We start from the raw sequence: 24,006 nt of genomic DNA, 5'->3' as shown, positions 1-24,006 counted from the left end.
ATAAAACCTCAAATCGTTATGCAGTAAGGCTTTTGCTAGCCACTTTACTGCCTCCTAAGCGCTAGGCCGCCGGTTCGACTCCGGCCAGTCCCGTGCCTAATCTAAAAACTGCGGCGGTAGTTGTCGTGGAAAACTGAGATTAGTTTCCAATTGATGGGCCAGGGCTAGGAGTTGAGCCTCACCTGCGGGTTTTCCTACCAGTTGTACCCCAAAGGGTAGGCCCTGGGAATCAAAGCCAACGGGCAGGGTAATAGCCGGTAGGCCACTCGCATTCATCGGCGGACAGGGGGCCACCCATTCAATAATTTTCTGTACCGTTTCTGCTGGGGAGAGGTCAGCCCATTGGCCAATACGGATCGGTTGATGGTGATACACTGGCAAAATCAGGGCATCGTACTGGTCAAAAAAGGCAACAATCTGGCGCGATAGGATCTGCATCTGACGCACGGCCTGGAGATAGTCACCGGCGGTTCCCTGGGTTTCTCCTAGCCAACGGTTGACGGGACTCAAAAGCTCAAAGGGAATGCCGGCGGCGCCGACCCCGGCCTGCCAAATTCGGGTAAAGGGTTCCACCAGGCCCTGGGCCTCAAAGCAAGCCGCTTTTAGGGAATGGCCCTGTTGGGCAAAAACCGTCATCGCTTTTTCGACAGCCTGCTGGCCAACGCCGTCCTGAGGCGAAAAGGGGGCCATGGCAAAACTGTAGGCCAAGCGTAGGGGGGGCACATTCTGTTGCAAAGCCTGGACAAAAGGAATACTCGGAGACTCCAGCCAGTACGGATCACCAGTGGTATAGCCCGCCATCACATCCAGGAGGGCTGCCGCTTCTCGCACGGTTCGGGTCAAGGCCCCTTGACTGGCAATGCCACTCTGAAAATCCCCTAGGGGCGCGTTAGAAATCCTGCCTCGACTGGGTTTTAACCCCACCAGGCCACAGGCACTGGCCGGCCCTCGTAGGGATCCTCCGCCGTCTGACCCCTGGGCTATCGGACAGAGGCCCGCCGCTAAGGCCGCTGCTGCCCCACCACTAGAGCCACCGGGGGTATAGTCTAAATGCCAGGGGTTACGGGCCGGTGCAAGACCGGGTGTTTCGGTGTAGGGAAAGGAGCCTAACTCGGAGGTAGCGGTTTTCCCCAAGATAATAAATCCCGCTTGCTTAAGTCGCATCACCAGGCCATCGTCGTAGGCAGTCGGTTGCTGCTGGAGGGCCTGAACGCCGTAGCCCGTTGGCATACCAGCAACAGCATTTAAATCCTTGATGCTAATGGGAACGCCCCAGAAGGGGGGCAAGTCCTGATTTTTAGACCATTGTTCGGTTTTGGTTCGAGCTTCCGCTAAGGCCTGTTCCGCCGCAACATAGGTAAAGCTTCCCAGTTGGGCATCATAGCGCTCAATGCGCTCTAGAAAGTATTGCGTGACTTCCAGGGGAGATAATGCCCCTTGGCGTATTCCCTGGGCTAAGTCTAGAACGGAGGAGAGGGCAAGCTGGGTCATAGCAAAAGAAGAAAGGGAAGGATAGCGGTGTCAGGGCCGCTGGGAAACCGCGCGGCGTAACCAATGGGCACCGGTTTTGCCGGTTCCTAACCACAAGAGGGCTCGTAGGCCATCCCGGACGAGTTTTTCGGGACTTTCTGGTTCGCCTTGGGACGCCACCGGCAGGGGCTTGAGAAGAATGCCACGACTGCCGAAGACAATTTCCCCCACGATCCGAGCTCTAGCCATATGGTTATCTGAGGTCACGAGGTAAACGCTGTGAATACCCTGGGCTTGGAGGTCATCCACGAGAGTCGTAAAGTTTGTGACGGTGTCCTGGGCCTGGTAATTAAGGTGTAAGCGGCCCCCATCAATGCCCATCCGCCTAAAAATTTGATACGTATAATGCTCTGGACTTCCTGAGGAAATCCAGATGGGTAAATGGGGCTTTTCTCGGGCCAACTCAGCCGCTTGCCATTCTCGGCTTTCGTGGCCCCCCAGGACGAAGATCGCTTGGGGTTCCGTGGTCTGAATTTGCCATTGGCGATAGCCCAGGCCTAGCCCCAAAGCCAAGAGGGGTGAAAGGAGTAAAAATTTAAGTCCCCCGTGTCGGCGTCGTTTTGGCCAAGACTTGGCAATTGGTTGACCCTTAACCCGTAACAACATGATGACCCCACTCACACCCTAACGCCAGCAATTTCCCCAAGGCCCACCACTTTTCCCCAGAGAAGTTAAGAGGAGAATTCGGGGAGGTGTCTCTCGGTCAAAGCAACAAAAAAGTTGAAGCGATACCGCAATCAGGAAATTACCTTATTTCAGACTTTGTTCCAGGCGGAAGCGTTCCACAGAGGTTAATAAATCGCGGGAGATGGACACCAGGGTTTGCAGAGATCCTGCCACCCGTTGGGATTCCTGGGAGGTCTCTTGGGCCGTTAGCTCAATGGACTGCATGACTTGGGCAACGGAACTGGAGTTTTCCTGCTGGCGCACGGTATCGGCAGTGATGGAACGAACAAGGGTATTGATCCGATTCGATACCTCAATAATGTCCTCCAGCGCTCGCTTGGATTGTTCTGATTTATCGGTTACATCGATCACCTGTTGAATCCCTTCTTCCATGGCCGTCATTACCGAGCCAGTCTCACTCTGGATCTGCAACACGATTTGTTCAATATCTTTTAGCGACTTGGCAGAGCGGTCTGCAAGTTGTCGGACTTCGTCTGCCACGATGGCAAAGCCCCGCCCCGCTTCCCCTGCTCGCGCCGCCTGGATGGAGGCGTTCAATGCCAAGAGATTAGTACGAGAGGCAATTTGAGAAATCACCGCCACAATCTTAGAAATTTCCTGGGAGGCTTCCGCTAGGCGTTTAACCTTGCGGGCCGTTTCTGACACCGTTTCTCGAATTTGCAGAATCCCGCCCACGGTTCGCTCTACGGCTTCTCCCCCCTTCAGTGCCGTTAGGGAAGAGGTATGGGCAACTTCCTCTGCTTCCCGCGCATTTTCAGCAACCCGTTGAATGGATTCCGTCATTAACTGTACCGAATTGAGGGTGACGGCTAATTCTTCCGCCATTCGCAGCGCATCACTGGAGTTATTGCGGGCAAAGGATTCGCTATCCGTACAGTTCCGGTTAACCTGTTTGGCGGCCTTTTTCACCTGGAGAACGATCTCCCGCAGATTTTGGATGGTCAGGTTAAAGGCATCGGCCACCGCTCCCAGTTCATCCGCTGTAACTTCTGCTTGGACGGTCAGGTCTCCCCGAGAGGCCCCCTCCACATCATCCAGGAGACGAATGACTTGGCGCTGGAGTTTTTCCCGGGCTTTTTCTGTGGCCGCCGCCCGCTCCTGGGCCTCACTAGTCGCCGTCAGAATCACTTGAGAAATGTAGTTAAAGCGTTGGGCCAATTGGCCTAATTCATCCTCGGAACGCACCTTAGCACGGACATTAAAGTTGCCTTCGTAGATGGCATCAAACTGGTTTTGCAGATCATCGATGGTCTGCTTCACTTGACGAACTAGCAGATTACTAACCAAAAACGTGGCTAGGGCCGTCACCAGACCCGTCAGACCCGCTACGACCAAGGGGGAAGGGGCTGTCACAGTAGGGGCTGGAGCACTGTTAGCGGCTGGTTTCGATGCCGTTTTACCGGGGGTGGGGGGCGTCGCAGGGGGGGATGTTTTTCCCTGACCCATGGCCAAGGCCGCGTTCACCACGATGACTGCCAGGCCAGAGGCAAGCCCCGTTGCTAGGGCCAGGTAGAGTTGCTTGCGTTTGAGGGGGGCATTGGTAAACCAACCCAGCCAACCGGGATCTATTTCAACCGTGGGCTTCACAAAACGACTGGAGGCCCCAGAAAAATCATTTGTTCCTCCTTCTTCAGGTTTGAGCCAGGTTACCATGCCTGGCGGGGGAGCACCGGCTAGCGTAGCGGAAGCATCTATTTCCTGCTCAGCCTGAAGTTCAGAGGAGGCCGTTAGAGCAGCGCCAGCCTGGGTAAACAGGGAGGAATCCGGTAGTTCGGGGGCCAGATCCGTCAGGTCAAAATCCGCCAGGTCATCAAAATTACTGGGTTCAAAACCAGGGGTAGCCGAGTTAAGGTTCTGGGCCTCCGCTGCCATGGTCGGCGAGGATTGCACCGTTGGTACATTTTCATGCTCTAGGAGAGAATCGAGGTCTTCGTCGGTTTCATCATCCATCCAGGCCTGGTAGGCAGGACTAGCTTCCGCCCCTGGGGAGGCCAGGTCAAAGGGCGTTTGTCCATTGCCTCTTTCAGCAAAATTCAACGCGGGGGACGGTTCCACACTGGGGGGAACCACAAAGGTCGAGGCCCCGACATCGGGCAACATGGTATCTTCGTCATCACTTTTTGCTACTTCTTCACGAAATAGTTCGGAATCCCAATCAATGGTCGCAGCGGCGTCCCAGTCAATTTTTCCATCCCCAGCTTGAGACTCAAAGGGGTCTGCGGTAAAGGGATTCGCGGCGGGAACCACTTCTACGGCCTGAGGGGATTCACCCAAGGGCGTAGCCGATGGTTCTGGCCCGGTTTTTCCCAGGGTCGGCTCTCCAAAGTCCTCATCGCTAAAGACGGCACTATCCCAATCCAAGTCATCAATGCCCATATCCCAATCTTCAGGAATCGAATCTTTCCAGGAAATGCCATTGGCTTCACTAGCAGTTCCCATGGTGGTAAAACTTTGACCAGTCTTGGCCGTCCCAACCCCTTGAATTTGGGCCAGGGCTGCTTGGGCACATTCCACTAAATCTTGACGATCCGAGAGCTGGAGTACCTGCTCGTATTTTTGTTGTGCGACATCGTAGTGTTCCAGGCCAATGGAAATATGCCCTTGCAGGAGTAACACATTGGGATCCTGAGGAAAGGCCTCGGCCATTTCATCAATATAGGTGACGGCTTCGGTATAGTTTCCTTGGCCGTAGGCGGCATAGGCTTGACCGTATAACTTTGCATAGTCTTTCTCAGATGCCATGGTGCCTGTCTCCTAAATCAGTAGTTCAGTAATGGGTTAAGTCGCATAGAAGGAAAAACCGTCAGTCATTTGTTCGGAAAATTAGCCTGCTGGGGCTTGAATCCTAGGTTGCCCAGCGAGCGGAGCGGAGTATCGCCACGTGGTCAAGTAATCGCAAAACTCGTTGAGATTCACCTTCTAGTGGCCATTCCCCCTGAACATAGGGAGCAATGTGATCCGGTACATTAGTAGCGGACTGTAGATGTTCAACATCTAACCATTCCATATCTCCTAGAGACTCGACGGCTAAACCTAAAAGAGTTTCTTGATCTTCCACGGCAATCACAGGAATCTCGCTGCGGTCTGTATTCAGGGCATTGGGGCTGCCGAGAAACTGACCGAGATCTGCAACCCAAATGACTTGACCCCGCAGATTGATAGTTCCCAGGAGCAAAGGAGAGGCATTGGGAATGGGGGTAATGCGGTCGGGGGTCTGTTGCATGACTTCTCGAATCGCAATGGCCGGGAGTGCAAACTCTTCACGGGACGGCAAATAGAATCGCAAATGGAGTTCCCCTTCCAGGGATTGGAGGGCTTGAAGCTCAGGATTTAACGGCTGATTGTCTTCTGTCAAAAAGGGAGATGGCCCAACCATTGCTAACGTTCCTTGTTTTTGAATAACATCAATGCTTAGCCCGGCAGGCGTTTTTAAATCGGCTTAGGTACTTTCATCGTTGCTCTTGGTTGATGGCCTGTACTCGAGGAGAGCTGATTGGCGGCAAATCTGAAGCGGTAAATGTTACGTCTGTCTCTTAGCTAATCTGGACTATCCCCGTAGCAGTTGTTTAATCGTTCCCACCAATTCAACGGGTTGAAACGGTTTGGCAATATAAGCATCGGCCCCCTGGCGCATTCCCCAATAGCGGTCAAATTCTTCTCCCTTAGAGGAACACATAATGACGGGTACATTTTTGGTCTTAGGGTCAGACTTGATGCGCCGGCAGACTTCGTAGCCATTCATCCGGGGCATCACAATATCTAATACAACTAAGTCTGGGCTAAATTTTTGGAGATGCTCTAAGGCTTCGACTCCATCGCAGGCAACCGTTACCTTCCAACCATTGTCCCGCAGGATTCCAGAGATCATTTCTCGCTGACTGGAGCTATCTTCAACAAGCAAAACTTCGCTCATAATCTTTCCTTTCTGCCTAGCGGTTGGAAATGTAGAGTTGACACGATCATAGAGGGTTAACTGTAAATGTACACTTAACTAGCTGTCATTGTATCAAATTGGCCTGCCAGAGCGAGGAGAAACTGTTAAGAGATCCTTGCTTCCGTTGGGACTGAGACCGCGGGCAGGTCATCCCAGAGGATACGGAGGTGGGTTTCTAGTAGAGAATGTAGTTCATGTTTACCAAAAGGTTTGGTGAGATAGTCAGTGGCTCCCACCATCCTCGCTAAGACTCGGTCGAGGAACGCATCTTTTCCCGTCAGCATAATAATAGGAATTGTCTGAAACTGACGGGTCTGTCGGAGCATCGCACAGAGTTCATAGCCATCCAACACGGGCATGGTAATGTCGCAGAGAATGAGGTCAGGGCGGGTTTCCAAGAGAGACACCAGGGCCTGGCGGGGGTCTGTCAGTACAGTGACCTGGATTGCCCCATGCTGGAGAAATTGTTCTACCTGGCGACCCACCGTCGCATCGTCATCAATACAAATAATATGATAGTTTTGTAGTTTTGTGTCCCGAGGCAGGGGGGAAGCCGTTCCTAGCCCTTGGCCACTAGGGGCAGCCAAGTGTACGATGCCCTTCTCAATGTAGGGGTAGAGACTCCGGGCCACCGCCGGTAAATTACGGTGCAGATACCGGGCTAGCTGACGGAGAGAGGTATGATGATTGGCCCAAAAAATGAGGGGTCGGGCTAATTTCTCGGGAAGCATTTCCAACAGCAAGGCTTCATCCACCGCAGAAATCACTTGGTCTGGGCATTGAATGTGGGGATGGCACTGCTTCCATTGCTGCATTTGAGTCATCATTTGCCCCATCAGGGGAGAAATGGCAAAGGCCGTCAGGGGGGGGTCTAGGGCCGTTCCCGTCACAAAGGTAAACCGGCCCTGGCGCAGATTGAGGAGGTCAAAAAGGGTTTCCTGCACCATGCCCTGGATAATGTGACGGGCCTGGAGCGGGGTCAGAATATTTTTGGCCAGTAGAGACCAGAGGGTCGCATACTCTGGTGCGTTAGTACTGGCGAGGCTGGCGTCAGCCAATACCTGAACCTGCTCCGATAGTTGATAGCGACGCAGATATTCTCGTAGTCGTTGGAGTTGACCGTAGGTCTTATCGGCGGCATAGACAAGGCGGCCATTGACAAAAAACAGAAACCAGCAAACCCGTTCTCTCGAGGTGATGGCCGATTCTGAACGGCCAGTACCAGTACCCCAGGGTTCAATGAGCAGTTCTCCGGTGCGTTGTCCTAGTTCAATTAATTGCAGGATACTGCCAAGATCGATTTCACTAAGGGTTCCCTGCATCATGATGTCAACATTTTCTTTTCAGTTTACACGACGCTTAAACTGAGGGTCAGGATTCCTGATTTCTCAAGATTGGTGGCTCGGGTCATGTCCTCTTTTTTAATACTTTTGAATTATAAGCACTATTCCCTATGCCAAGACTCCCAATTAAGGCAATCGATGGACTCCCCGCCTTCGGTACCTCTCCTTAGACAGGTAGAGTTTGTTGTATCGTCAAGCAGAATCAATACTGGCCCTCTGTCTCTAGCGTCTTGATAACCGCTTTGACTTTCACTTTTCTAATGTAGTCCCTGTCAACCTAGTACGAATTACATCTGATTTTCAAGACACGATGACCTCAACTTCAACGAGAGGAATATCATCCTCAACCGCCTGCACCTTTTCTTGTTTAGTAAAAAGTAACTGATTGCCGACGCAATCAATCAAAATGGTATCCTCAGGGCCAAAGGTATTTTCTAGGATTTTGGTAGCCATAGGGTTTTCTAATTCCCGCTGAATGGCTCGCTTCAAGGGCCGGGCTCCGTACACCGGATCATAGCCGGCCGCCACAATATAGTCTAAAGCAGAATCTGAGATTACCAGTTTAATTTTCTGCTCCTCCAACAGTTTTTCAATGCGTTTAATTTGCAATTGCACGATTTGTCGGAGTTCAGCCCGTTGCAGGGTATGGAAAATAATTAGGTCATCAATGCGGTTTAAAAATTCGGGACGAAAATGCTGACGCAGGGCCTGTAAAACCTGTTTTTGCATTTTGTCGTAATCCCGATCATCCGCCGAGAAATTTAAAATATGGTCACTGCCAATATTACTGGTCATGACAATGATCGTATTGCGGAAATCCACCACTCGGCCCTGGGAATCGGTAATGCGGCCATCGTCTAGTACCTGGAGAAGAATGTTAAAAACATCCAAATGGGCCTTTTCCACTTCATCTAACAAGACAACGGAATAGGGCCGACGACGCACCGCCTCTGACAGTTGGCCCCCTTCTTCGTAACCCACATAACCAGGAGGCGCCCCAATCAAGCGAGAAACGGCGTGTTTTTCCATATATTCGGACATATCAATCCGTACCATGGCCTCTTCACTGTCGAAGAGAAAACCAGCCAAGGCCCGGGCCAATTCGGTTTTTCCGACTCCCGTTGGCCCCATAAACAGAAAAGAACCAATGGGACGACTGGGGTCTTTCATGCCGGCCCGGGCCCGACGAATGGCAGCGGCCACGGCGGCCACAGCTTCTGTTTGGCCAATTACTTTTTGGTGGAGATGACTTTCCAATTGCAGGAGTTTTTGGCGTTCCGTTTCCAAGAGGCGGTTGATGGGAATGCCCGTCCAGCCGGCCACAATTTCGGCAATATCGGCTTCGGTGACTTGCTCCCGTAAAAGGGTTTTTTCCGAGGCCTGGATTTCTAACAGTTTGCTTTCTTTTTCTTCGATGTCGTGCTGAAGTACTTCCAGGCGGCCGTATTTGAGTTGGGCGGCTTTATTCAGATCATAATCCCGCTCGGCTTGTTCCACTTGGCGACGAATTTGTTCCTCTTCTTCTTTGAGGGCATTAATTTCCTCTAGCATTTGTTTTTCCGCTAGCCACTGACCGGAAAGGGACTGTTGCTGACTTTCCAGGTCTAGGATTTCCTGCTGAATTTTTTCGAGGCGTTCCTTGGAGGCCTTATCGACTACGATAAATCCGGGCCGTTTTTCTTCTCCCTCCAGAGACAATTTTTCCATTTGTAACTGCATTAAACGACGGTCGATCACTTCTAATTCCACCGGCTTGGAGGTGATTTCCATTTTTAAACGGGCAGCGGCTTCATCGACGAGATCAATAGCCTTATCGGGTAAAAAGCGGTCTTGGATGTAGCGATGGGAGAGTGTGGCGGCGGCTACCAGGGCCGAATCGGTGATTTTAACACCGTGGTGGACTTCGTATTTTTCCTTCAGGCCCCGCAGGATGGAAATGGTATCCTCCACACTCGGCTGTTTAACGTAAACCTGTTGGAAGCGTCGCTCCAGGGCCGGATCTTTCTCGATATGTTTGCGGTATTCATCCAAGGTCGTGGCCCCGATACAGCGCAATTCCCCTCGGGCTAGCATCGGTTTGAGTAAATTACCAGCATCCATGGAACCAGAACCTTCCCGGCCCCCGGCCCCGACCACCGTATGCACTTCATCGATAAATAAAATAATTTGGCCGTCGGAATGAGTCACTTCCTTCATCACCGAGCGTAACCGTTCCTCAAATTCTCCCCGGTACTTGGCCCCGGCGATCAGACTGCCCATATCCAAGGAGATTAACTGCCGATTTTTCAAGGATTCCGGCACATCTCCATTAATAATGCGTTGGGCCAGGCCCTCGGCAATGGCGGTTTTGCCGACCCCCGGTTCCCCAATTAAAACGGGATTATTTTTGGAGCGGCGGGACAGGACTTGAATGACGCGGCGGATTTCTTCATCCCGACCAATGACGGGGTCGAGTTTGCCTTGACGGGCCTGTTCAGTTAGATCCCGACCATATTTTTCCAGGGCCTCGTAGCGCTCTTCCTGGTTTTGTTCTGTGACTTTCTGCGTTCCCCGAATGGCCTTGATCGCCAACTCTAGATCCTGGGGATCAAGGTTAAACTTGCGTAGACTGGTGCGACCAATGCGGTCATCTTCGGCAAAGCCCACCAGCAGGTGTTCGACGGAAATAAATTTATCCTCCCAGCTTTCGCGGGCCGTTTCGGCGCGGTCAAGCATCAGATCTAAACTCCGGCCCAGATAAAGTTGCTCAACGTAGGATTGTTTCGGCTGGCGGTAAGTGAAATTTTCCAGTTGTTGTTGGAGGGCCAGGGCATCGAGATTGGCTTTTTGGAAAATGCGACCCGCCAGGCCTTTGTCCTGCTCCAGTAATGCAATCACCAAGTGTTCAACTTCTAGATTGGTATTTTTGAAACGACGGGCGACTTCCTGGGATTTAACGATGGCATCCCAGGCCTGTTCAGTAAACTTACTTGGATCGGTTGGTTGCATTCGGGTTGACGATGAGCGGACTGGAAGATGACAAAGAATTGCTCACCTATTGTAGAAGGGGGCGCTTCATTTTCCTAGCGGTGAGCGGCTCTTAAACAATTATCGCAATGGCCACAGCGGAGTGTTGGGTCGGGGTTGGAGGAAAAGGCCTGGAGTAGATAATGCCAACGACAGTCTCGTGTTAAAAGAAAGTGCTGCATCCGTTGGTATTCTCGGCCTAAGCTTGCCTTCAGATTCTCTGGATTGCCTTGATTAGGCAAAAGACGGTAGTGAAAGGGATCAAGCCATGCTAGGCGGTTCTGGCGATGCAGGAGAGCCAGGGAGAGCTCGACCTCCGGGAACTGGGCCTTGAGGCTGGGTAAATCCCCTGTCGGGGGAATTTTGGGGAGCAGGGCCTGGGCCTGCTGTTGGAGTTTAACCTGTTGTTGCAGAAAAAAGGCTTGGCGTTGACGGTCGCCACTGTCGAGCCAGCCCGTTGGTTCACTGACCAGGGTTAAGCAGGTGGCGGGCTTTAAGTCCCGTCCGGCCCGGCCAATTTCCTGGAGATATTCAGCCAAAAGCAGAGGCGGATGGTAATGCAGAATCCAACGCAAATTTTTTTTGTTTACGCCCAGACCAAACGCATTCGTACAAACGACAAAGGGGCAATCTCCGGTTAACCACTGGGCTTCCAACTGTCGTCGCTGGCTGGCCCCCAGGCCCCCATGGTAGGCCGCAGTACGATGGCCTTGAGTATTCAACTGATCGGCCAGGGCCATGGCATCCCGACGGGTACGGACATAGACGAGGCCCCCACTTCCTTGCTGTTGTTTCAAAAACTGGGCCACTTGCTCTCGACGACAGCGGGGTGTCCAAACGATCTGCACCTTGAGGCTCAGATGGGGACGGTAGGGGTCGAGGCAAAAATGCTGGGGATTGCGCAATTGCAGGCCAGTCACGATGGCGGCTTGAGTCGCTGGGTCGGCGGTGGCCGTAAAGGCTGCAATGGCCATGGTCTTCGCTGAGGGATTATAGGCCTGGAGGGCCTGGCGCAAACAACCTAGACGCCGGTAGGCCGGACGAAAGGAATCTCCCCACTGAACCAGGCAATGGGCCTCATCCAACATCAGGCCCTGGAGTTGCAGGCGGGGCTGACAGAGTAGCTCCCACAGGGGCGGACTGAGGAGGGTTTCAGGAGAAAGATACAGGAGGCGCAATTGGCCCTGTTGTAAGCGCTGGAGGGTCTGACGACGCTGGTTACGGGGTAGCTCATTGTGCAAACAGGCCGCAGGCAGGCCATGGGCCTGTAATTCCTGCACCTGATTTTCCATCAGGGCGATCAGGGGTGATACCACCAAAGTCAGGCCGGTTTGGGTCAGGGCCGGCAACTGAAAACAGAGGGATTTACCGCCCCCCGTAGGAATCACGACTAGGGCATCCTGGCCCTTGAGTAGGCAATCAATTACCTCCCCTTGGGGAAAGCGGAGGCTACGGTAGCCCCAAATTTTTTCAAGGAGGGGCGCAATCTGGGGATTGAGGGAGGATAGACTCACCGGCCTAAAACTCAAGAGCACAACTAATCCCGATCATAGTTGCCGTTGAAAACTCAGGGCCACATTCTGGCCGCCAAAACCAAAACCCAAACAGAGAACATTCGTTAAATTTTCCGGCCGGGCCTGGGCCACAAAATTGAGGTCAAATTCTGGATTTTGTAAACCAACTTGGGGCGGTAAGCATTGTTGAGCTAGGGCCAGCAGGCAAACCACGGCTCCGATGGCCCCCGACGCACCGAGGGTATGGCCCGTGGCCCCTTTGGTGGAACAGACTGCCACCGATGGCGGAAACAGTTGCTGGATTAACTGGGCCTCCCGTTGGTCATTAAGACGAGTACCGGTACCATGGGCATGGATGAATTGGATGGCGTCAGGTCTTAAACTACTCCGCTCTAGGCATTTTTGAATGGCCAAACGCGCACTCTGATTATCCACCGCTGGTGTACTCACATGACTCGCATCACAGGTCATGCCCCAGTGACCAACCTTGCCGTAGATTTTGGCCCCCCGTGCTTGGGCGGAAGTCAGAGACTCTAAAACTAGGATGGCTCCACCTTCCCCTAGGGCCAGGCCTTCTCGTCGTTGCTCAAAGGGATAACAACCCGTTTTGGACAAGGCCCCCATCTGTTGAAAACCCGCCAGGGTTAAGGGGGTAATCGGGGCCTCAATTGCACCGGCCAGGGCCCATTGACAGCGCTGTTGGCGAATTAGATCACAGGCCTGAGCAATACACCAGAGGCCCGTGGCACAGGCGGTCATGGGGGCCATACTTAAACTGGCCCCACCAATGGCCTGGCTGGCCAGCACAGCCGCTTGCTGGGGTAAAAAATCTAACCAATGCGCTAGGGCCGGGGATGGTGCAGAGGCTAATTTTTCCCACTGGCCCTGATTAGCCCGGCTAGAACCCACAACAACCGCACAATCTGTGAGAAGGGCCGTTAATTGGGCATCGGCCAAAGCCTCCTCAACCAAGATTGGTACTAAATCTGAGAGAGAACTCGGTGTGGCGGTGATCAGGCCTAGGGGAAGGGGGGGGAAATCTGGGAAGGGTTGCTGAAACCGGAGGCCGGTTTCTCCCTGGCATACTTTTTGCCATGTTTGGGTCAAGGAACCCAAGCAAGACCGCAAACCAATGCCCGTAACAACGACCTCGACCAAGCCTTTAACCCAATTCCCGTCGTCCTTCCAAGGCCCTGGCTAGGGTTACTTCATCGGCGTATTCCAGATCGCCCCCTACGGGTAAACCAAAGGCAATGCGAGTCACTTTGGTAAAGGGTTGGAGCAGTTTGCCGACGTAGAGGGTGGTGGTTTCCCCTTCCACGCTAGGACTCAGGGCCAGGATCACTTCTTTAATCGTGCCTTGATTCACTCGCTGAACCAACGCCTGAACTGTCAACTGTTCTGGGCCAATGCCATCTAGGGGAGAAATCACGCCTCCCAGAACATGGTACTTGCCGCCATACTCCCGCGTTTTTTCTAGCGCGATCACATCCCGCGAATCGGCTACGACACAGAGGGTATCACTCTGGCGATGGGGATTGCGGCAAATTTCACACATCGACTCGGCGGAAAGATGAAAACAGGTCTGGCAGAGGCCAACTTTTTGCTTCGCTTCAATCAGAGCCTGGGCTAATAACTGAACTTCTGCCTCAGGCCGTTTGAGGATATGTAGGGCCAGTCGTTGGGCCGTTTTTGGCCCGATGCTGGGAAGACGTTGCAATTGCTCAATTAAACGAGCTAGGGGAGGGGTATAAATAACAGTAACTCTCAGGCATAGTCTAGAGTCCTATTTTGCCATACTCCCCAGGGCTTCAATCGCTGGAAAAATAGCTTTTTCCCTCGTTCGGATTCGGGACAGCCGTCCCTGATCGGGGACGATCTTAATGGGAATGGTGCGGATGGGCCTCGTGGGGAACGGTCTGGGCCGGGGGAGCGGTATGGGGTTTGGCTCCTTTATGGCCACCGAAGAGGGACATGCTGACATCTCCAAAGGTTACAAGGCCCATGGAAACAAAACCCGCGGCAATCGTTCCCATGGCCACCGTACCAATGGAAATCACTCCCATCGGCACAATACCAATGGCCAGAACTCCCATGGGAGCAACGCCAACAGCAATATAACCGGTAGGGGTGATACCAACGGAAAAGAGCTTGGCCTGATACCATTTTTTGGTAGTGGGTGCAGTAGATTCAGGGGAATTCTCGATGGCAGAAGTTAAGGGCGTTTCCATAATTAGGCTTGTACTCTAGGCTTTCAGCAGACTTTCATCCTAGGCGTAGACTTTGCCTTGGGTCAAAAGACGGTGCGTCAAACTAGCCCACTTGCCCTTGACAGGTCTTAATTTTTGCAGGCAGGATCGGCTGATGGTTGCTTCATACGTTATGTCAGCACTGACTCTTCTTCGTAATCTCTTCCCTCTGGGTCTGTTGGTCTTCGTGGTGCCTCCCTCAGCGGCCCAGACCTCAGGGCCAGCTTTTCGATTAAACCCCGCCGACCTCGCGGTTCAGATGCAACCCAGGGCCAAACCGGAAGCCCAGCGTCAACACCGCCAAAAACAAGCCGACCTGATCTATCCCCAGGCCTTTGACCTCACCCGTCATCCCGTCACCGAAGCCGAGGAGGGCCATTGGCGCAAAACCCTCTGGGCCACGGCCTTGCTGGAACCCCAAGACACTTACGTAGTGACGGCTCTAGACCAGATCTTGGCCCTGACGGAGCGATCAGACCTCTCCCCCTCCCAAGCGCGAACCGTGCAAACGGCCCTTCAGGTAGCAACACAATTATTCCTAGCGAATCCCTCTCCCAATACTCCCCTCGGCCAACGATTTTTACGGGTTGTGGATACGAGTCCCACGGCTGAATGGTCGGTCATGGCCCTATCGGCCCTCGTTCAAGGCGGTTTAGACCCTGACCTAGCCCAAGCCAAACAACAGGCCCTGCAGGCCCGATTCCAAGGCCAAGAGAATGTAGCCCTAGCAGTGGCCCTGCAAGACATTACGGCCCAACTCCAGCCGCCAGCGGAACCCCCCTTGGCGGATTTATTGAATTGGCAAATTGCACCGGGTCAGACCCATCTATATCTATTTTGCCGTCGAGATCGCAGTGTTCTTTGTCGTGCCATTCTCAAGGATGCCCAGGGCCAATGGGTACGGGATAATTCCCAACCGGGGCGGCCCCTCTGGTCGGTTCCCCTGCTGACTCGCTCTCTGCATGGCCTGCGCTGGAACTTTATTCGCGGCGCTACTCCCCAGGGCATTTATCGTATGGAGGGCCTGATGCCGCGTTCTGAACCAGCCTATTTCGGGGCCTATGGCCAATTTCCCTTGGTTAAAGTCTTTTTACCCCTAGAGTCTGGGGTTCAGGCCTTTCGGCCAGGCCAAGGTGGAACCTTTCCGAAAACCCTCACGGAGTATCAAACCCTCCTACCCTCAAGTTGGCGGGACTATTTTCCCATCCAGCAGAGCTACTGGGCTGGTCGTCTGGGCCGGTCGCTAATTCGTATCCATGGTAGTGGCGAGCTTCCCGACTTTTTTGCCAATAATCGTCGCTTTCCGGATAGTTACGGCTGGAATCCGGCCATTGGTTGCGTCTCGGCCCTGGAACTCTATAACCCGGATGGCACCCTGCAACGGGCGGATATGCCCCAAATTCTGCAGGCCCTGGCCCAGTCCAATCAGGGTCGTATTGAGGGATATTTGATTGTGAGTGAAATTGGCGGCAACCAACAAAAACCCGTATCTTTGGCTGAACTGGAGGCGGCCCTGGCCCCCTAGACTCACTGTAGAAGGTCTCTAAATTGCAGAGCATCTTTTGCCTCTACCCCTAGGGCCAGGAAAGGGGTGAAGTAAGGTGTGAGGCTCGACTATTACATCCAAAAGCTTTTGGAGCAATGCAGAGTTCATAAAAAAGTACACTGATCGGTATAGTATGCTTTTCGGCATATTATCGCTCTTCTAGCAGAGAACGATACCTTCTCGGATAAAAGAACGGTAAATCGACCAGTTCACAATTTCCAAACGCTTGTCATTTGGGCTACCATTCTCTTATTTTCTCAACTCCTGAACAGGCTTGGCTTCTGTCTCCTTATTCCCCTCAAAGGTTATTTATTTGATTTCTAGCACTTTTTGCAACAAAACTTGATCATCAGTATTGATTTTAAAGCGCTCCTTTTCAATATCCCGAATCCAACTTTGGCTTTTACCAAGACGTGCGGCTAACGCTCGCTGAGTCAAATTTTGTTGTTGACGCGCCATTCTCACCTGGTTGCCAGAGAGTTGAGTTGGTTGGTGAGCATTCTTGCTGTGAGAAAATAACGAACGAGAATGTTTAGGAGTGCGACGATGAACACCTTGTTGCCAATCCTGTGGTAATTCGAACCCTTGCAGGCGACTATTCAGTAGCCGTTGCCATTTATTACGAGGAGCATTGTTGGTTAAACTATATTCTGCATTAGCATCCTCCACCCAAAATTCTACTGCCGCATCGCTATTATCGGGAATGGCCGCAATTCTTGCCCATAAAGGCTGAATCTCGTTGGGATATGTGTCTTCATCAAATAGAGGTTTTAGTCCATAAAAATAAATGGATTCGAGATCACTCTCAAATGTTTTCAAGAGTCGTTTATGATTGCCACGCACTTTAATTGCCTCTTGCACTCGTTCTTCGCCATAAGCAATGTGGAGTAATGTTCTAATTTTTAGCCTTTGATCACCTCCCAATCTCACCTTAAATAAAAGCCATAGGAGCAAACGAATAGCCCCTTCGTGTTGTTGCCAATTACTCATGATTTCAGCGAGTAATGACTTTGGAAGAATGCCATATTGATAAAATGCATTTTGATTCCGGTATTCTTCTTGATTCAGAAAGTACTTTACCCAAATCCCTGCTTGCAAGGTGAACTCTAAGCCGACTAAATGACTAAATCCTTGCTCATCTTCTTCAAAATAATACTGTGTTTCCAGCAATGACCAAACGGGATGCTCATCAAGATGAAACGCACTAACTTTTCCCTGACGAGGCCAATCAATTGACACTAAAATACTGCAGGTTTCGTATATCCATTTTTTAATTAGCGTGAGTTTCTCTAATTTGGTGAGGTCTTTCCGTTTCTCTAATCCTAAATACTGCTCGATGTGTTGATTATTGAGCAAAAATGGTTCCTGCCACGGTCGGTCAGACGCAACCGCATGGGCAGCAAAGATTAAGTGAATGCAGGTAGAACGGATATCGAAATTGGCGAGCGCGGCTTTAGCTTCCTCAGTTTGCTCCGGGACAATCTCCGCCGCTTGGAGATTGGTCGTCAACCGAAATCGCATTTCTCCTTTTCCTCGTTGAACCGTTCGATGATAATATAGATAGCCTTCTGAATCAGTAAGCCAGGGTAAAGTATGCCGTTGCGCTAGAATATTGCAGGTTTCCCAGATCACCATTGAAGAAGCAAAAGGAGTTGTTTTTCGATTAATAAAAAGATCAGGAAGTGCTGTTGGAATTTTTGTGCTTTTATAACGTCCTTTCTTTGCTGGTAAAGAAGTCAGTGAACTAAAATCACAAACCTCTGCACAGATAGGAACCACCTCTGATTTACAGCCATCGCACAATGTCGGATCAATCCAATAGTTTTTTTGGTCATCAGTTAACTGAATTGCTCCGTTAGGACAGACATACGAACAGTTTCCACAGCCATTACAAGCATTGCTAATTGCGTAAACCATAACGATAATGTTGTGAGAGATAAAAAACTTCAATACAGTTTTTACCTAGCTGAGACTCTCAAGGGCATCATTGGTAGATTAAATAGTGAATGCAAAAGACTTAGTTTTTACCCTACTCAACAAAAACAGTAGTTGGGGAATGGCTTAGATCAATCACTAGCTTAAGTCATAAAAACTCAAAGTAAAAGTCACTATTTTTCTCAATTGATTATTGTCAATTTTAAGGTTTACTTAAGCCATCTGAATACAGGTATAGCTAGACATAAACAGAATTGAAATAATAATTGAGGGCCATATAATTTGCCCTACTTACCCTTGACATGATCGTTTGTTTGACTAGGAATAGTTACTGACATTATCAGGTTAAGTTACTGATTTATATATTGAATTTTACAATTTAATAAAATTTTAAATTTTCATGTGAACTGTTTACTGTAAACTTTTAAAAGCATTTTTTATTATAAATCGAGCAATTTCCTTTTAAAAGAAATGCCCATTATTGTATTAATGAGCAATAGTAGCAACAGTATGGCATGATCAATTTTTACTGGCTAAAGCTCGTGATTGAAGCAAAATATTTTGAACGATTCACTGTACTTGAAAGTCAACTAATTTTATTACCTTCGAGTTGAAAATTCTAGAATTCTTAACCTTGTCGCATTCTCTAGCGCCTGAGTGCCGGACACATCTCCAAGTACACTGACTGGCACTACGCTCGTAATCCAGATACAACAAGGGTTTTAGTATTTTGGGATTGTGGACTGATCGATTTAATCAAACCCAGTTCTAGCAAGGGTTTGAGGCACTTGCGTCCGTCAGTGAGCTCTGCCGCACCGAATATTCAGGGAATTAAACAGAATAACCTTGCCAAGTCCCAAGAGAGAGACGATTACGTATCGATTACCTGCACGTTCTAGAACTCTGTATTTTTCCTTCAAAAAACTGTATGTTATGTAACAAATTGTTTATTTTGATTTTCTTACATACTTTTTGGTTTACTGTATAAGAGTAAACAGTTTGCGGGGCGGGACGATGAGTCAAAGAGTCACCATCGCAATACCGGACACCTTGTTTAATCGATTGCAGTCGGTGAAAAGACACTTCAATGTTTCAGCAGTGTGCCAGCGCTCTTTAGAGCAAGCGATACATTGTCAAGAGTTGAAGCATCATCTCACTGAACAAGATGGTTTAGTTGAACGCCTACGATCGGAAAAACAAGTTCTACTCCATACGGTTTGGCAAGAAGGCTTTGAATTAGGGATTCGCTCTAGTTCTAAACTGTCTTATGAAAATTTTCGTCACTTCGAGCGAGTTAACCCGATCGCCAAACACTTAGATGAAGATGTCTTGGATTATCTCTGGACATTCTTGGATTTAAAGGCATATCCTCAACAAGCCCGTCTCCACGATCCTGACTTTGCCTATTTGTTAGAATCCGACGCTCAAAGTCGCATTGTTTTTGCCCAGGCTTGGCTAGAAGGAGTGCTATCCGTATGGCAAACCATTAAAGAGCAAGTGGACTTATTTCCAAGTCAATCTTAATCCATCAGCTTAGTCGTGAATCGACATGACTAAAATTAGCGGCGGGAGATTGTTCTCATCAACCAACCGTTTACTTTAACTTGAATTAATGCCAGGAGGCATAGAAAATGAATACGTTACTTCAAGAAAAACCAAGTAATCTATCCGTTCAAGATGATTATCAAGCTCAATTGGCAGATCGCTTACGCACAGAGAAAGCGGTTCTACACCATAAAGTGGAAAATGAAGGCTTTGAGCTAGGTGTTCGCTCTAGTTCTAAACTTTCTCTTGCTGATTTTCGCCACTTTGAAAAGGTTGCACCTATCGCGGCTAAGTTAGATGAAGAAGCTTTAGATTACCTCTGGAGTTTCTTAGCACAAAAAGGGTATTCGAACCACACTTTGATTAATGACGCTGACTTTAATCATTTGTTAGAGATCGATCCCGAAAGCCGCCTTGTTTTCGTTCAAAGTTGGCTTGATGGTGTGTTAATGGTCTGGAATGCAATTGCAAGCAACACTTAACATTGCTTTGGAGGCCTTGAAACGAAGGTTACCTGATTGTTTCGTGCTTTTCCCCTTACTATGTCAATATCCTACTGTTATCTAGGGAATTAATTGCAGAAATAATTGGGTAGCCTTGGCTAATTAAACCATCTTGGTCTATTAATCTATTAAATTGTATGGAATTTTTATTCTGGTCTATCAAAAAGTAATTCAATATCCTTTAATAGGTGATCAATTTGTGTTAATCGATGAATCACATCAGGGCGTTTCAGTAAATGGGGACGCTGACGAATTAATTTGATTCGATTAAAAATTTTTTCAGAAATTTTATTTTCCTGGGTTGGCAAGGACTGAGAAGTTGACGGAGAGCCTGAAATAACGATAGATTTTATTAACCGAATGCATTCATTTTTACTTTTGCCGATAGCTTGAGCAATTAGAGCGGCTTGGAATTCTTTAGGTTGACGATTAATTAAGACTGCATTCGAGGGAGAAAGTTTTCCGTCTCTGACCGCTGTGATAATACTGGGCTCTAAGTTGAGCAATGGCATCCGATTAGAGACAAAGCTGGTTAACTTCATACCAAATTCAGCCAGAATAGTATGAATAATATCTAGCTGACGATTGTTAATAATCTGGGATAACTCTGTACCCCGTGTCCGTGAATTTTTAATCTGATAGAGTAAGGCTTTGACCTCATCATAGGAAAGATTTAATTGTAAAGAGAGAAGGCTCAAAATACTTTCCGTCTGCTCTATCGCCGAAATTTCTTCGTTCAGCAGATGGGCAATAATAGACGCTTCTAAGGCCATGGTATCAGACATGGAGCGAACAATACTCGGAATAAACATCATGCGTAACGCCTGACAACATCGCCATCGGCGTTCACCGCTAATAATTTCGTAAAGTCGATTTTGATGAGGTCTAACTAAAATGGGTTCTAATATCCCGTGTTTACGAATAGACTCTTTGAGTAGTTCTATTTTCTGTGGATCAAAATACAATCGCGGTTGATGCATTTTTCCCGGTAGCTGGAGGGGAATCAAACAGTCAATTGGAATATCGACAGAGGTCACCGCTTGTGATTTGAGGTTGGTTATTTCTGCTTTAAGTTTTGGAATATTTTCCCGTTCAGAATTTTCCAGGGTATCCTCATTCATAGCTAAGTTTCAAGAAATTGTCCTTGCCTGAGTTATGGACATTCCCAATTATCTTGGAGAATTAGCCAATCACAGTCAGGTCAATAGTAAGTTGCTAAACAACCAGCATTACCGGAAATGCTCTTCTAATAATGTGGGTAAGCAGAGTTGTAGCGCTGTCATTTTGATCAATCCAGTAGAGTGATCAATTTGGGTTTTGCCAATGCAGGCAATACGATGCCCAACCCGAATCAGCTGTGAAACCAGGGTATTGCTTAGATGTTTGGGGAGTTTAATCGTTACTCGTTCATCTTCTACACCTAAAACAATAAACTGTGGTTTATTAGGATTGAAATCGTCAAATTCTAGAACTTCGCCTTCTAGGTTAAACAACGCAAATGGCATTGAGATAGAGTCCAGCATATAAAGTTCTCCAGTATGAATACAAAAAGAGTAATAAACCGAAAAAGGTTTTGGTTACTTTAATCGTTTAGCTTGGATGGTTTGTGGGGTCTTAAACGGTTCAGTTAATCCGGTGATAGATAGTTCCCAACCATTAGCAAGGGTAAAGATATGAGCATCTTCAACTTGGGTTTGTTGAACGACTACTTCTTCCAAATCTTTTTTGGCCACATAGACCATTAATTGACCAGTGCGATCGGTGTGTAACATTACTTTCATGGTGAGAGTACCGAATAAGGGGAATTGATGGAACAAAGAAAATCAAAGGAAGTCAAGACAAACAATAAACAAAGGGCAGTTCGTTGACAAAGAAGTTAAGCCAAGGGAACCCCCGCTTGCTCGAAGGCCACTACTTGTAGAAATTCATCCACTGTCAGACTGCGTTTCAGTTGGGTGGCATAGTCCCGCACCGCATTAAGGACAGAACGATCTTTACCAGGATCTAACGTTAACCCATGATTCTGCAGAATTTGATTGAGGAGATGACGACCAGAATGTTTACCAATGACGAAACTGCGTTCCCACCCGACCTCCTGGGGGTCGAAGGGCTCATAGGTGCTGGGGTCTTGCAAAACGCCGTGGGCATGGATGCCCGACTCATGGGCAAATGCATTACCACCGACAACCGCTTTCCAGGGTGAGACTGGACAGTTAACGGTCTTGGCAATAAACCGGGACAGGGCCAAAAAAGATTGGGTTTTAATGCCAATTTTGTAACCGTAGATTTCCTTTAGGGCCATAACCACTTCTTCTAATGCGGCATTACCAGCCCTTTCCCCCAGACCATTGACGGTGGTGTTAATGGAAGTGGCTCCGGCTCGTACCCCTGCTAAGGCATTGGCCGTGGCTAACCCCAGATCGTTATGGGTGTGCATTTCCACCGGAATGTCTAGAGCGGAGACGAGGGAATGGACTTTGTTAAACGTGGTAAACGGGTCGAGAATGCCCACCGTGTCACAGAAGCGAAAGCGGAATGCGCCCCAGTTCTGGGCCTGTTGAGCAACCTCTAACAGAAAAGATTCATCCGCACGGGAGCTATCTTCGCCGCCAACACTAACAGCCAAGCCATGATCACGGGCAAAGTGGATAGCATCCCGCAATTGAGCCAACATTTTAGGCGTTTGGCCCTGAAACTTAACGGCAATTTGCGGTTCGGAGACCGGGATAGAGAGATGAACTCGTTGCAGACCACAGTGGCGGGAGGCCTGAATATCGCTAATCAGCGCCCGATTCCAGCCCAAAAGTTGAGCATTTAAGCCTAAATCCACTATCGCCCGGATGGCTTTCGCCTCGTCTTGTCCCATAACGGGAATCCCGATTTCTAATTCTTGTACTCCAATGGCATCGAGAAATTTGGCAATCGCCACTTTTTCGGCGATTGTGAAAGCGATACCAGCCGCCTGTTCACCATCGCGGAGGGTTGTATCATTGATGTAGATTTGATGGGCAAAAGTCATAGCAGTCTCGCCAAGAAAAGGTGGAATCGTTCGAGAGGATGTCAATCAAAATGCTTAAAATGATTAAGATGATTGGTCAGGGAAGCTAGCTCTCAAGTCGGGAAACAATGTTGTAATTGCTGTTCAAGGGCTTCGATACGTTTTAACAACTGTTGTAGTGCTAACGCATTTGTATCTGGGAGTTGACCATGCTCTAAAGGAGTCGCCACGGTATTGCACTGACAGATATTACGACTGGGAATACCGACTGCTGTACAGTTAGCCGGTACATCCCTCAACACCACTGACCCTGCACCAATACGAGCTTGGTCGCCAATGGTGATATTACCGAGAATGATGGCCCCAGTCCCTACCACAACTCCCTTACCAAGGGTGGGATGACGTTTGCCCGTTTCCTTGCCAGTGCCGCCCAAGGTAACGCCTTGGTAAATCACGGCGTAATCCCCCACAATGGCGGTTTCTCCGATGACGACCCCCATCCCGTGATCAATAAAAACCCCTTTACCCAATTTTGCACCTGGATGAATCTCAATCCCTGTGAAAAAACGGGCAAAATGAGCAATCAACCGGGGAATAAACACAATTCCTCGAGCATGGAGCCAGTGGGATAGGCGATAGGCGGTGATCGCTTGTAAACCAGGGTAACAAAAGCATACCTCCAACCAATTTCGGGCTGCAGGATCGCGTTCAAAAATAATCCTAATGTCCATCCACAGGGAGAACGGTTCGTCTGACATCTGGGGAGAAGGAGCCAGGGAAGGGATTAAAGGGTGGGAAAAGGATAGGGGCATCGCACTCGAAGACAATCTTTTCCTGCTTATAGCAACCCTGATTTTGGCTCTAAAAACTTGAGCGTCCATCCTGATTTATTTTTTTTATTATCCTGACACTCAATCGCTGTAACCCTGATGGTACCAGGGAGAAACTTTAATGTTGGGCTGGGGGACGAGTATTTTTTTCGTGAGGGGTCAGTATTTCTCAAGGGAGGGACAAGTATTTTGTACTCAGCTCATTCTCCTTATCTATCAAGCCTTAAGCAACCAATTAAAGACAAAAAATAAACACATAATTGATGCACTCAACCGCTTGCTTAAAGCGGTGTTATTTATAAACATCCCCACAGAAAATGTAGCATAAAATACCAAAAAACATCCTTTTATTTCAAATTTTCTTAACACAGGCTTCGCTAACCACA

Annotated in this window: 20 protein-coding genes; 3 read left to right on the top strand and 17 right to left on the bottom strand. The window is 49.3% G+C overall.

Going from position 1 to position 24,006, the window contains the following annotated elements; translation table 11 throughout:
* Positions 1 to 96 precede the first annotated feature (96 nt).
* The 11 genes from ABXS88_RS01610 to ABXS88_RS01560 form a co-directional block, all read right to left on the bottom strand.
* A complete protein-coding gene (locus ABXS88_RS01610) occupies positions 97 to 1,491 on the bottom strand; it encodes an amidase (RefSeq protein WP_353673458.1) in 1,395 nt (464 codons plus the stop codon).
* A gap of 30 nt (positions 1,492 to 1,521) precedes the next feature.
* On the bottom strand, positions 1,522 to 2,136 hold the full coding sequence (locus ABXS88_RS01605; RefSeq protein ID WP_353673457.1) for a YdcF family protein: 615 nt from the start codon (positions 2,134 to 2,136) through the stop codon (positions 1,522 to 1,524).
* Between the two features lie 144 nt (positions 2,137 to 2,280).
* The gene (locus ABXS88_RS01600) at positions 2,281 to 4,959 is read right to left on the bottom strand and encodes a methyl-accepting chemotaxis protein (RefSeq protein ID WP_353673456.1); all 2,679 of its coding nucleotides are present in this window, start codon (positions 4,957 to 4,959) and stop codon (positions 2,281 to 2,283) included.
* Between the two features lie 103 nt (positions 4,960 to 5,062).
* The gene (locus ABXS88_RS01595; protein WP_353673455.1) at positions 5,063 to 5,593 is read right to left on the bottom strand and encodes a chemotaxis protein CheW; all 531 of its coding nucleotides are present in this window, start codon (positions 5,591 to 5,593) and stop codon (positions 5,063 to 5,065) included.
* Between the two features lie 171 nt (positions 5,594 to 5,764).
* Complete coding sequence (locus ABXS88_RS01590; RefSeq protein ID WP_353673454.1) at positions 5,765 to 6,130, bottom strand: response regulator; 366 nt, start codon at positions 6,128 to 6,130, stop codon at positions 5,765 to 5,767.
* Between the two features lie 125 nt (positions 6,131 to 6,255).
* Positions 6,256 to 7,476, bottom strand: coding sequence for a response regulator (locus ABXS88_RS01585; RefSeq protein WP_353673453.1), 1,221 nt, complete (start codon positions 7,474 to 7,476; stop codon positions 6,256 to 6,258).
* A 318-nt stretch (positions 7,477 to 7,794) separates the two neighbouring features.
* A complete protein-coding gene (gene clpB / locus ABXS88_RS01580; protein WP_353673452.1) occupies positions 7,795 to 10,482 on the bottom strand; it encodes an ATP-dependent chaperone ClpB in 2,688 nt (895 codons plus the stop codon).
* A gap of 74 nt (positions 10,483 to 10,556) precedes the next feature.
* Positions 10,557 to 12,014 (bottom strand): RecQ family ATP-dependent DNA helicase, encoded by a 1,458-nt coding sequence (locus ABXS88_RS01575; protein WP_353673451.1) that lies wholly within the window; start codon positions 12,012 to 12,014, stop codon positions 10,557 to 10,559.
* A 33-nt stretch (positions 12,015 to 12,047) separates the two neighbouring features.
* On the bottom strand, positions 12,048 to 13,172 hold the full coding sequence (locus tag ABXS88_RS01570; protein WP_353673450.1) for a beta-ketoacyl-ACP synthase: 1,125 nt from the start codon (positions 13,170 to 13,172) through the stop codon (positions 12,048 to 12,050).
* A gap of 4 nt (positions 13,173 to 13,176) precedes the next feature.
* Positions 13,177 to 13,785, bottom strand: coding sequence for a recombination mediator RecR (gene recR / locus ABXS88_RS01565; protein WP_353674855.1), 609 nt, complete (start codon positions 13,783 to 13,785; stop codon positions 13,177 to 13,179).
* 109 nt (positions 13,786 to 13,894) lie between these two features.
* The gene (locus ABXS88_RS01560; RefSeq protein ID WP_353673449.1) at positions 13,895 to 14,245 is read right to left on the bottom strand and encodes a hypothetical protein; all 351 of its coding nucleotides are present in this window, start codon (positions 14,243 to 14,245) and stop codon (positions 13,895 to 13,897) included.
* A 151-nt stretch (positions 14,246 to 14,396) separates the two neighbouring features.
* Between ABXS88_RS01560 and ABXS88_RS01555 the strand changes: the two genes are divergently transcribed.
* Positions 14,397 to 15,788 (top strand): hypothetical protein, encoded by a 1,392-nt coding sequence (locus ABXS88_RS01555; protein WP_353673448.1) that lies wholly within the window; start codon positions 14,397 to 14,399, stop codon positions 15,786 to 15,788.
* A gap of 330 nt (positions 15,789 to 16,118) precedes the next feature.
* On the opposite strand, the gene ABXS88_RS01550 is transcribed toward ABXS88_RS01555, so the two are convergent.
* Complete coding sequence (locus ABXS88_RS01550; protein ID WP_353673447.1) at positions 16,119 to 17,726, bottom strand: helix-turn-helix domain-containing protein; 1,608 nt, start codon at positions 17,724 to 17,726, stop codon at positions 16,119 to 16,121.
* A gap of 1,068 nt (positions 17,727 to 18,794) precedes the next feature.
* On the opposite strand from ABXS88_RS01550, the gene ABXS88_RS01545 reads away from it, so the two are divergent.
* Both ABXS88_RS01545 and ABXS88_RS01540 read left to right on the top strand, forming a co-directional pair.
* The gene (locus ABXS88_RS01545) at positions 18,795 to 19,268 is read left to right on the top strand and encodes a hypothetical protein (protein ID WP_353673446.1); all 474 of its coding nucleotides are present in this window, start codon (positions 18,795 to 18,797) and stop codon (positions 19,266 to 19,268) included.
* 107 nt (positions 19,269 to 19,375) lie between these two features.
* Positions 19,376 to 19,771, top strand: a complete 396-nt coding sequence (locus ABXS88_RS01540; protein WP_353673445.1) for a hypothetical protein — start codon at positions 19,376 to 19,378, stop codon at positions 19,769 to 19,771.
* Between the two features lie 167 nt (positions 19,772 to 19,938).
* Here ABXS88_RS01540 and ABXS88_RS01535 read toward each other — a convergent pair whose 3' ends face one another.
* From ABXS88_RS01535 to cysE, 5 genes are all read right to left on the bottom strand, one after another.
* The gene (locus ABXS88_RS01535; protein ID WP_353673444.1) at positions 19,939 to 20,913 is read right to left on the bottom strand and encodes a ParB/RepB/Spo0J family partition protein; all 975 of its coding nucleotides are present in this window, start codon (positions 20,911 to 20,913) and stop codon (positions 19,939 to 19,941) included.
* A gap of 108 nt (positions 20,914 to 21,021) precedes the next feature.
* The gene (locus ABXS88_RS01530) at positions 21,022 to 21,315 is read right to left on the bottom strand and encodes a hypothetical protein (RefSeq protein ID WP_353673443.1); all 294 of its coding nucleotides are present in this window, start codon (positions 21,313 to 21,315) and stop codon (positions 21,022 to 21,024) included.
* Positions 21,316 to 21,369: 54 nt separating this feature from the next.
* Positions 21,370 to 21,573 (bottom strand): putative nitrogen fixation protein NifT, encoded by a 204-nt coding sequence (gene nifT / locus ABXS88_RS01525; RefSeq protein WP_353673442.1) that lies wholly within the window; start codon positions 21,571 to 21,573, stop codon positions 21,370 to 21,372.
* Between the two features lie 95 nt (positions 21,574 to 21,668).
* On the bottom strand, positions 21,669 to 22,811 hold the full coding sequence (nifV, locus tag ABXS88_RS01520; protein ID WP_353673441.1) for a homocitrate synthase: 1,143 nt from the start codon (positions 22,809 to 22,811) through the stop codon (positions 21,669 to 21,671).
* A 92-nt stretch (positions 22,812 to 22,903) separates the two neighbouring features.
* Positions 22,904 to 23,548 carry a serine O-acetyltransferase gene (gene cysE, locus ABXS88_RS01515; RefSeq protein WP_353674854.1) on the bottom strand — a complete coding sequence of 215 codons (645 nt, stop codon included), beginning with the start codon at positions 23,546 to 23,548 and terminating at the stop codon, positions 22,904 to 22,906.
* Positions 23,549 to 24,006 lie beyond the last annotated feature (458 nt).

It is taken from the genome of Synechocystis sp. LKSZ1 (assembly GCF_040436315.1).
GTDB lineage: Bacteria > Cyanobacteriota > Cyanobacteriia > Cyanobacteriales > Microcystaceae > Synechocystis.
Note: the sequence above shows the minus strand (reverse complement) of the source record. Positions and strands in the feature narration are given on the sequence as shown.

Bases quoted from the DNA above. Each gene is read 5' to 3' on its own strand.
- ABXS88_RS01585 (WP_353673453.1), bottom strand. From the start codon at position 7,476: ATGATGCAGGGAACCCTTAGTGAAATCGATCTTGGCAGTATCCTGCAA.
- ABXS88_RS01550 (WP_353673447.1), bottom strand. From the start codon at position 17,726: ATGGTTTACGCAATTAGCAATGCTTGTAATGGCTGTGGAAACTGTTCG.
- ABXS88_RS01560 (WP_353673449.1), bottom strand. From the start codon at position 14,245: ATGGAAACGCCCTTAACTTCTGCCATCGAGAATTCCCCTGAATCTACT.
- ABXS88_RS01595 (WP_353673455.1), bottom strand. From the start codon at position 5,593: ATGGTTGGGCCATCTCCCTTTTTGACAGAAGACAATCAGCCGTTAAAT.
- ABXS88_RS01540 (WP_353673445.1), top strand. From the start codon at position 19,376: ATGAATACGTTACTTCAAGAAAAACCAAGTAATCTATCCGTTCAAGAT.
- ABXS88_RS01530 (WP_353673443.1), bottom strand. From the start codon at position 21,315: ATGCTGGACTCTATCTCAATGCCATTTGCGTTGTTTAACCTAGAAGGC.
- ABXS88_RS01600 (WP_353673456.1), bottom strand. From the start codon at position 4,959: ATGGCATCTGAGAAAGACTATGCAAAGTTATACGGTCAAGCCTATGCC.
- ABXS88_RS01590 (WP_353673454.1), bottom strand. From the start codon at position 6,130: ATGAGCGAAGTTTTGCTTGTTGAAGATAGCTCCAGTCAGCGAGAAATG.
- ABXS88_RS01610 (WP_353673458.1), bottom strand. From the start codon at position 1,491: ATGACCCAGCTTGCCCTCTCCTCCGTTCTAGACTTAGCCCAGGGAATA.
- clpB (WP_353673452.1), bottom strand. From the start codon at position 10,482: ATGCAACCAACCGATCCAAGTAAGTTTACTGAACAGGCCTGGGATGCC.
- nifV (WP_353673441.1), bottom strand. From the start codon at position 22,811: ATGACTTTTGCCCATCAAATCTACATCAATGATACAACCCTCCGCGAT.
- ABXS88_RS01555 (WP_353673448.1), top strand. From the start codon at position 14,397: ATGTCAGCACTGACTCTTCTTCGTAATCTCTTCCCTCTGGGTCTGTTG.
- cysE (WP_353674854.1), bottom strand. From the start codon at position 23,548: ATGTCAGACGAACCGTTCTCCCTGTGGATGGACATTAGGATTATTTTT.
- ABXS88_RS01605 (WP_353673457.1), bottom strand. From the start codon at position 2,136: ATGTTGTTACGGGTTAAGGGTCAACCAATTGCCAAGTCTTGGCCAAAA.
- nifT (WP_353673442.1), bottom strand. From the start codon at position 21,573: ATGAAAGTAATGTTACACACCGATCGCACTGGTCAATTAATGGTCTAT.
- ABXS88_RS01535 (WP_353673444.1), bottom strand. From the start codon at position 20,913: ATGAATGAGGATACCCTGGAAAATTCTGAACGGGAAAATATTCCAAAA.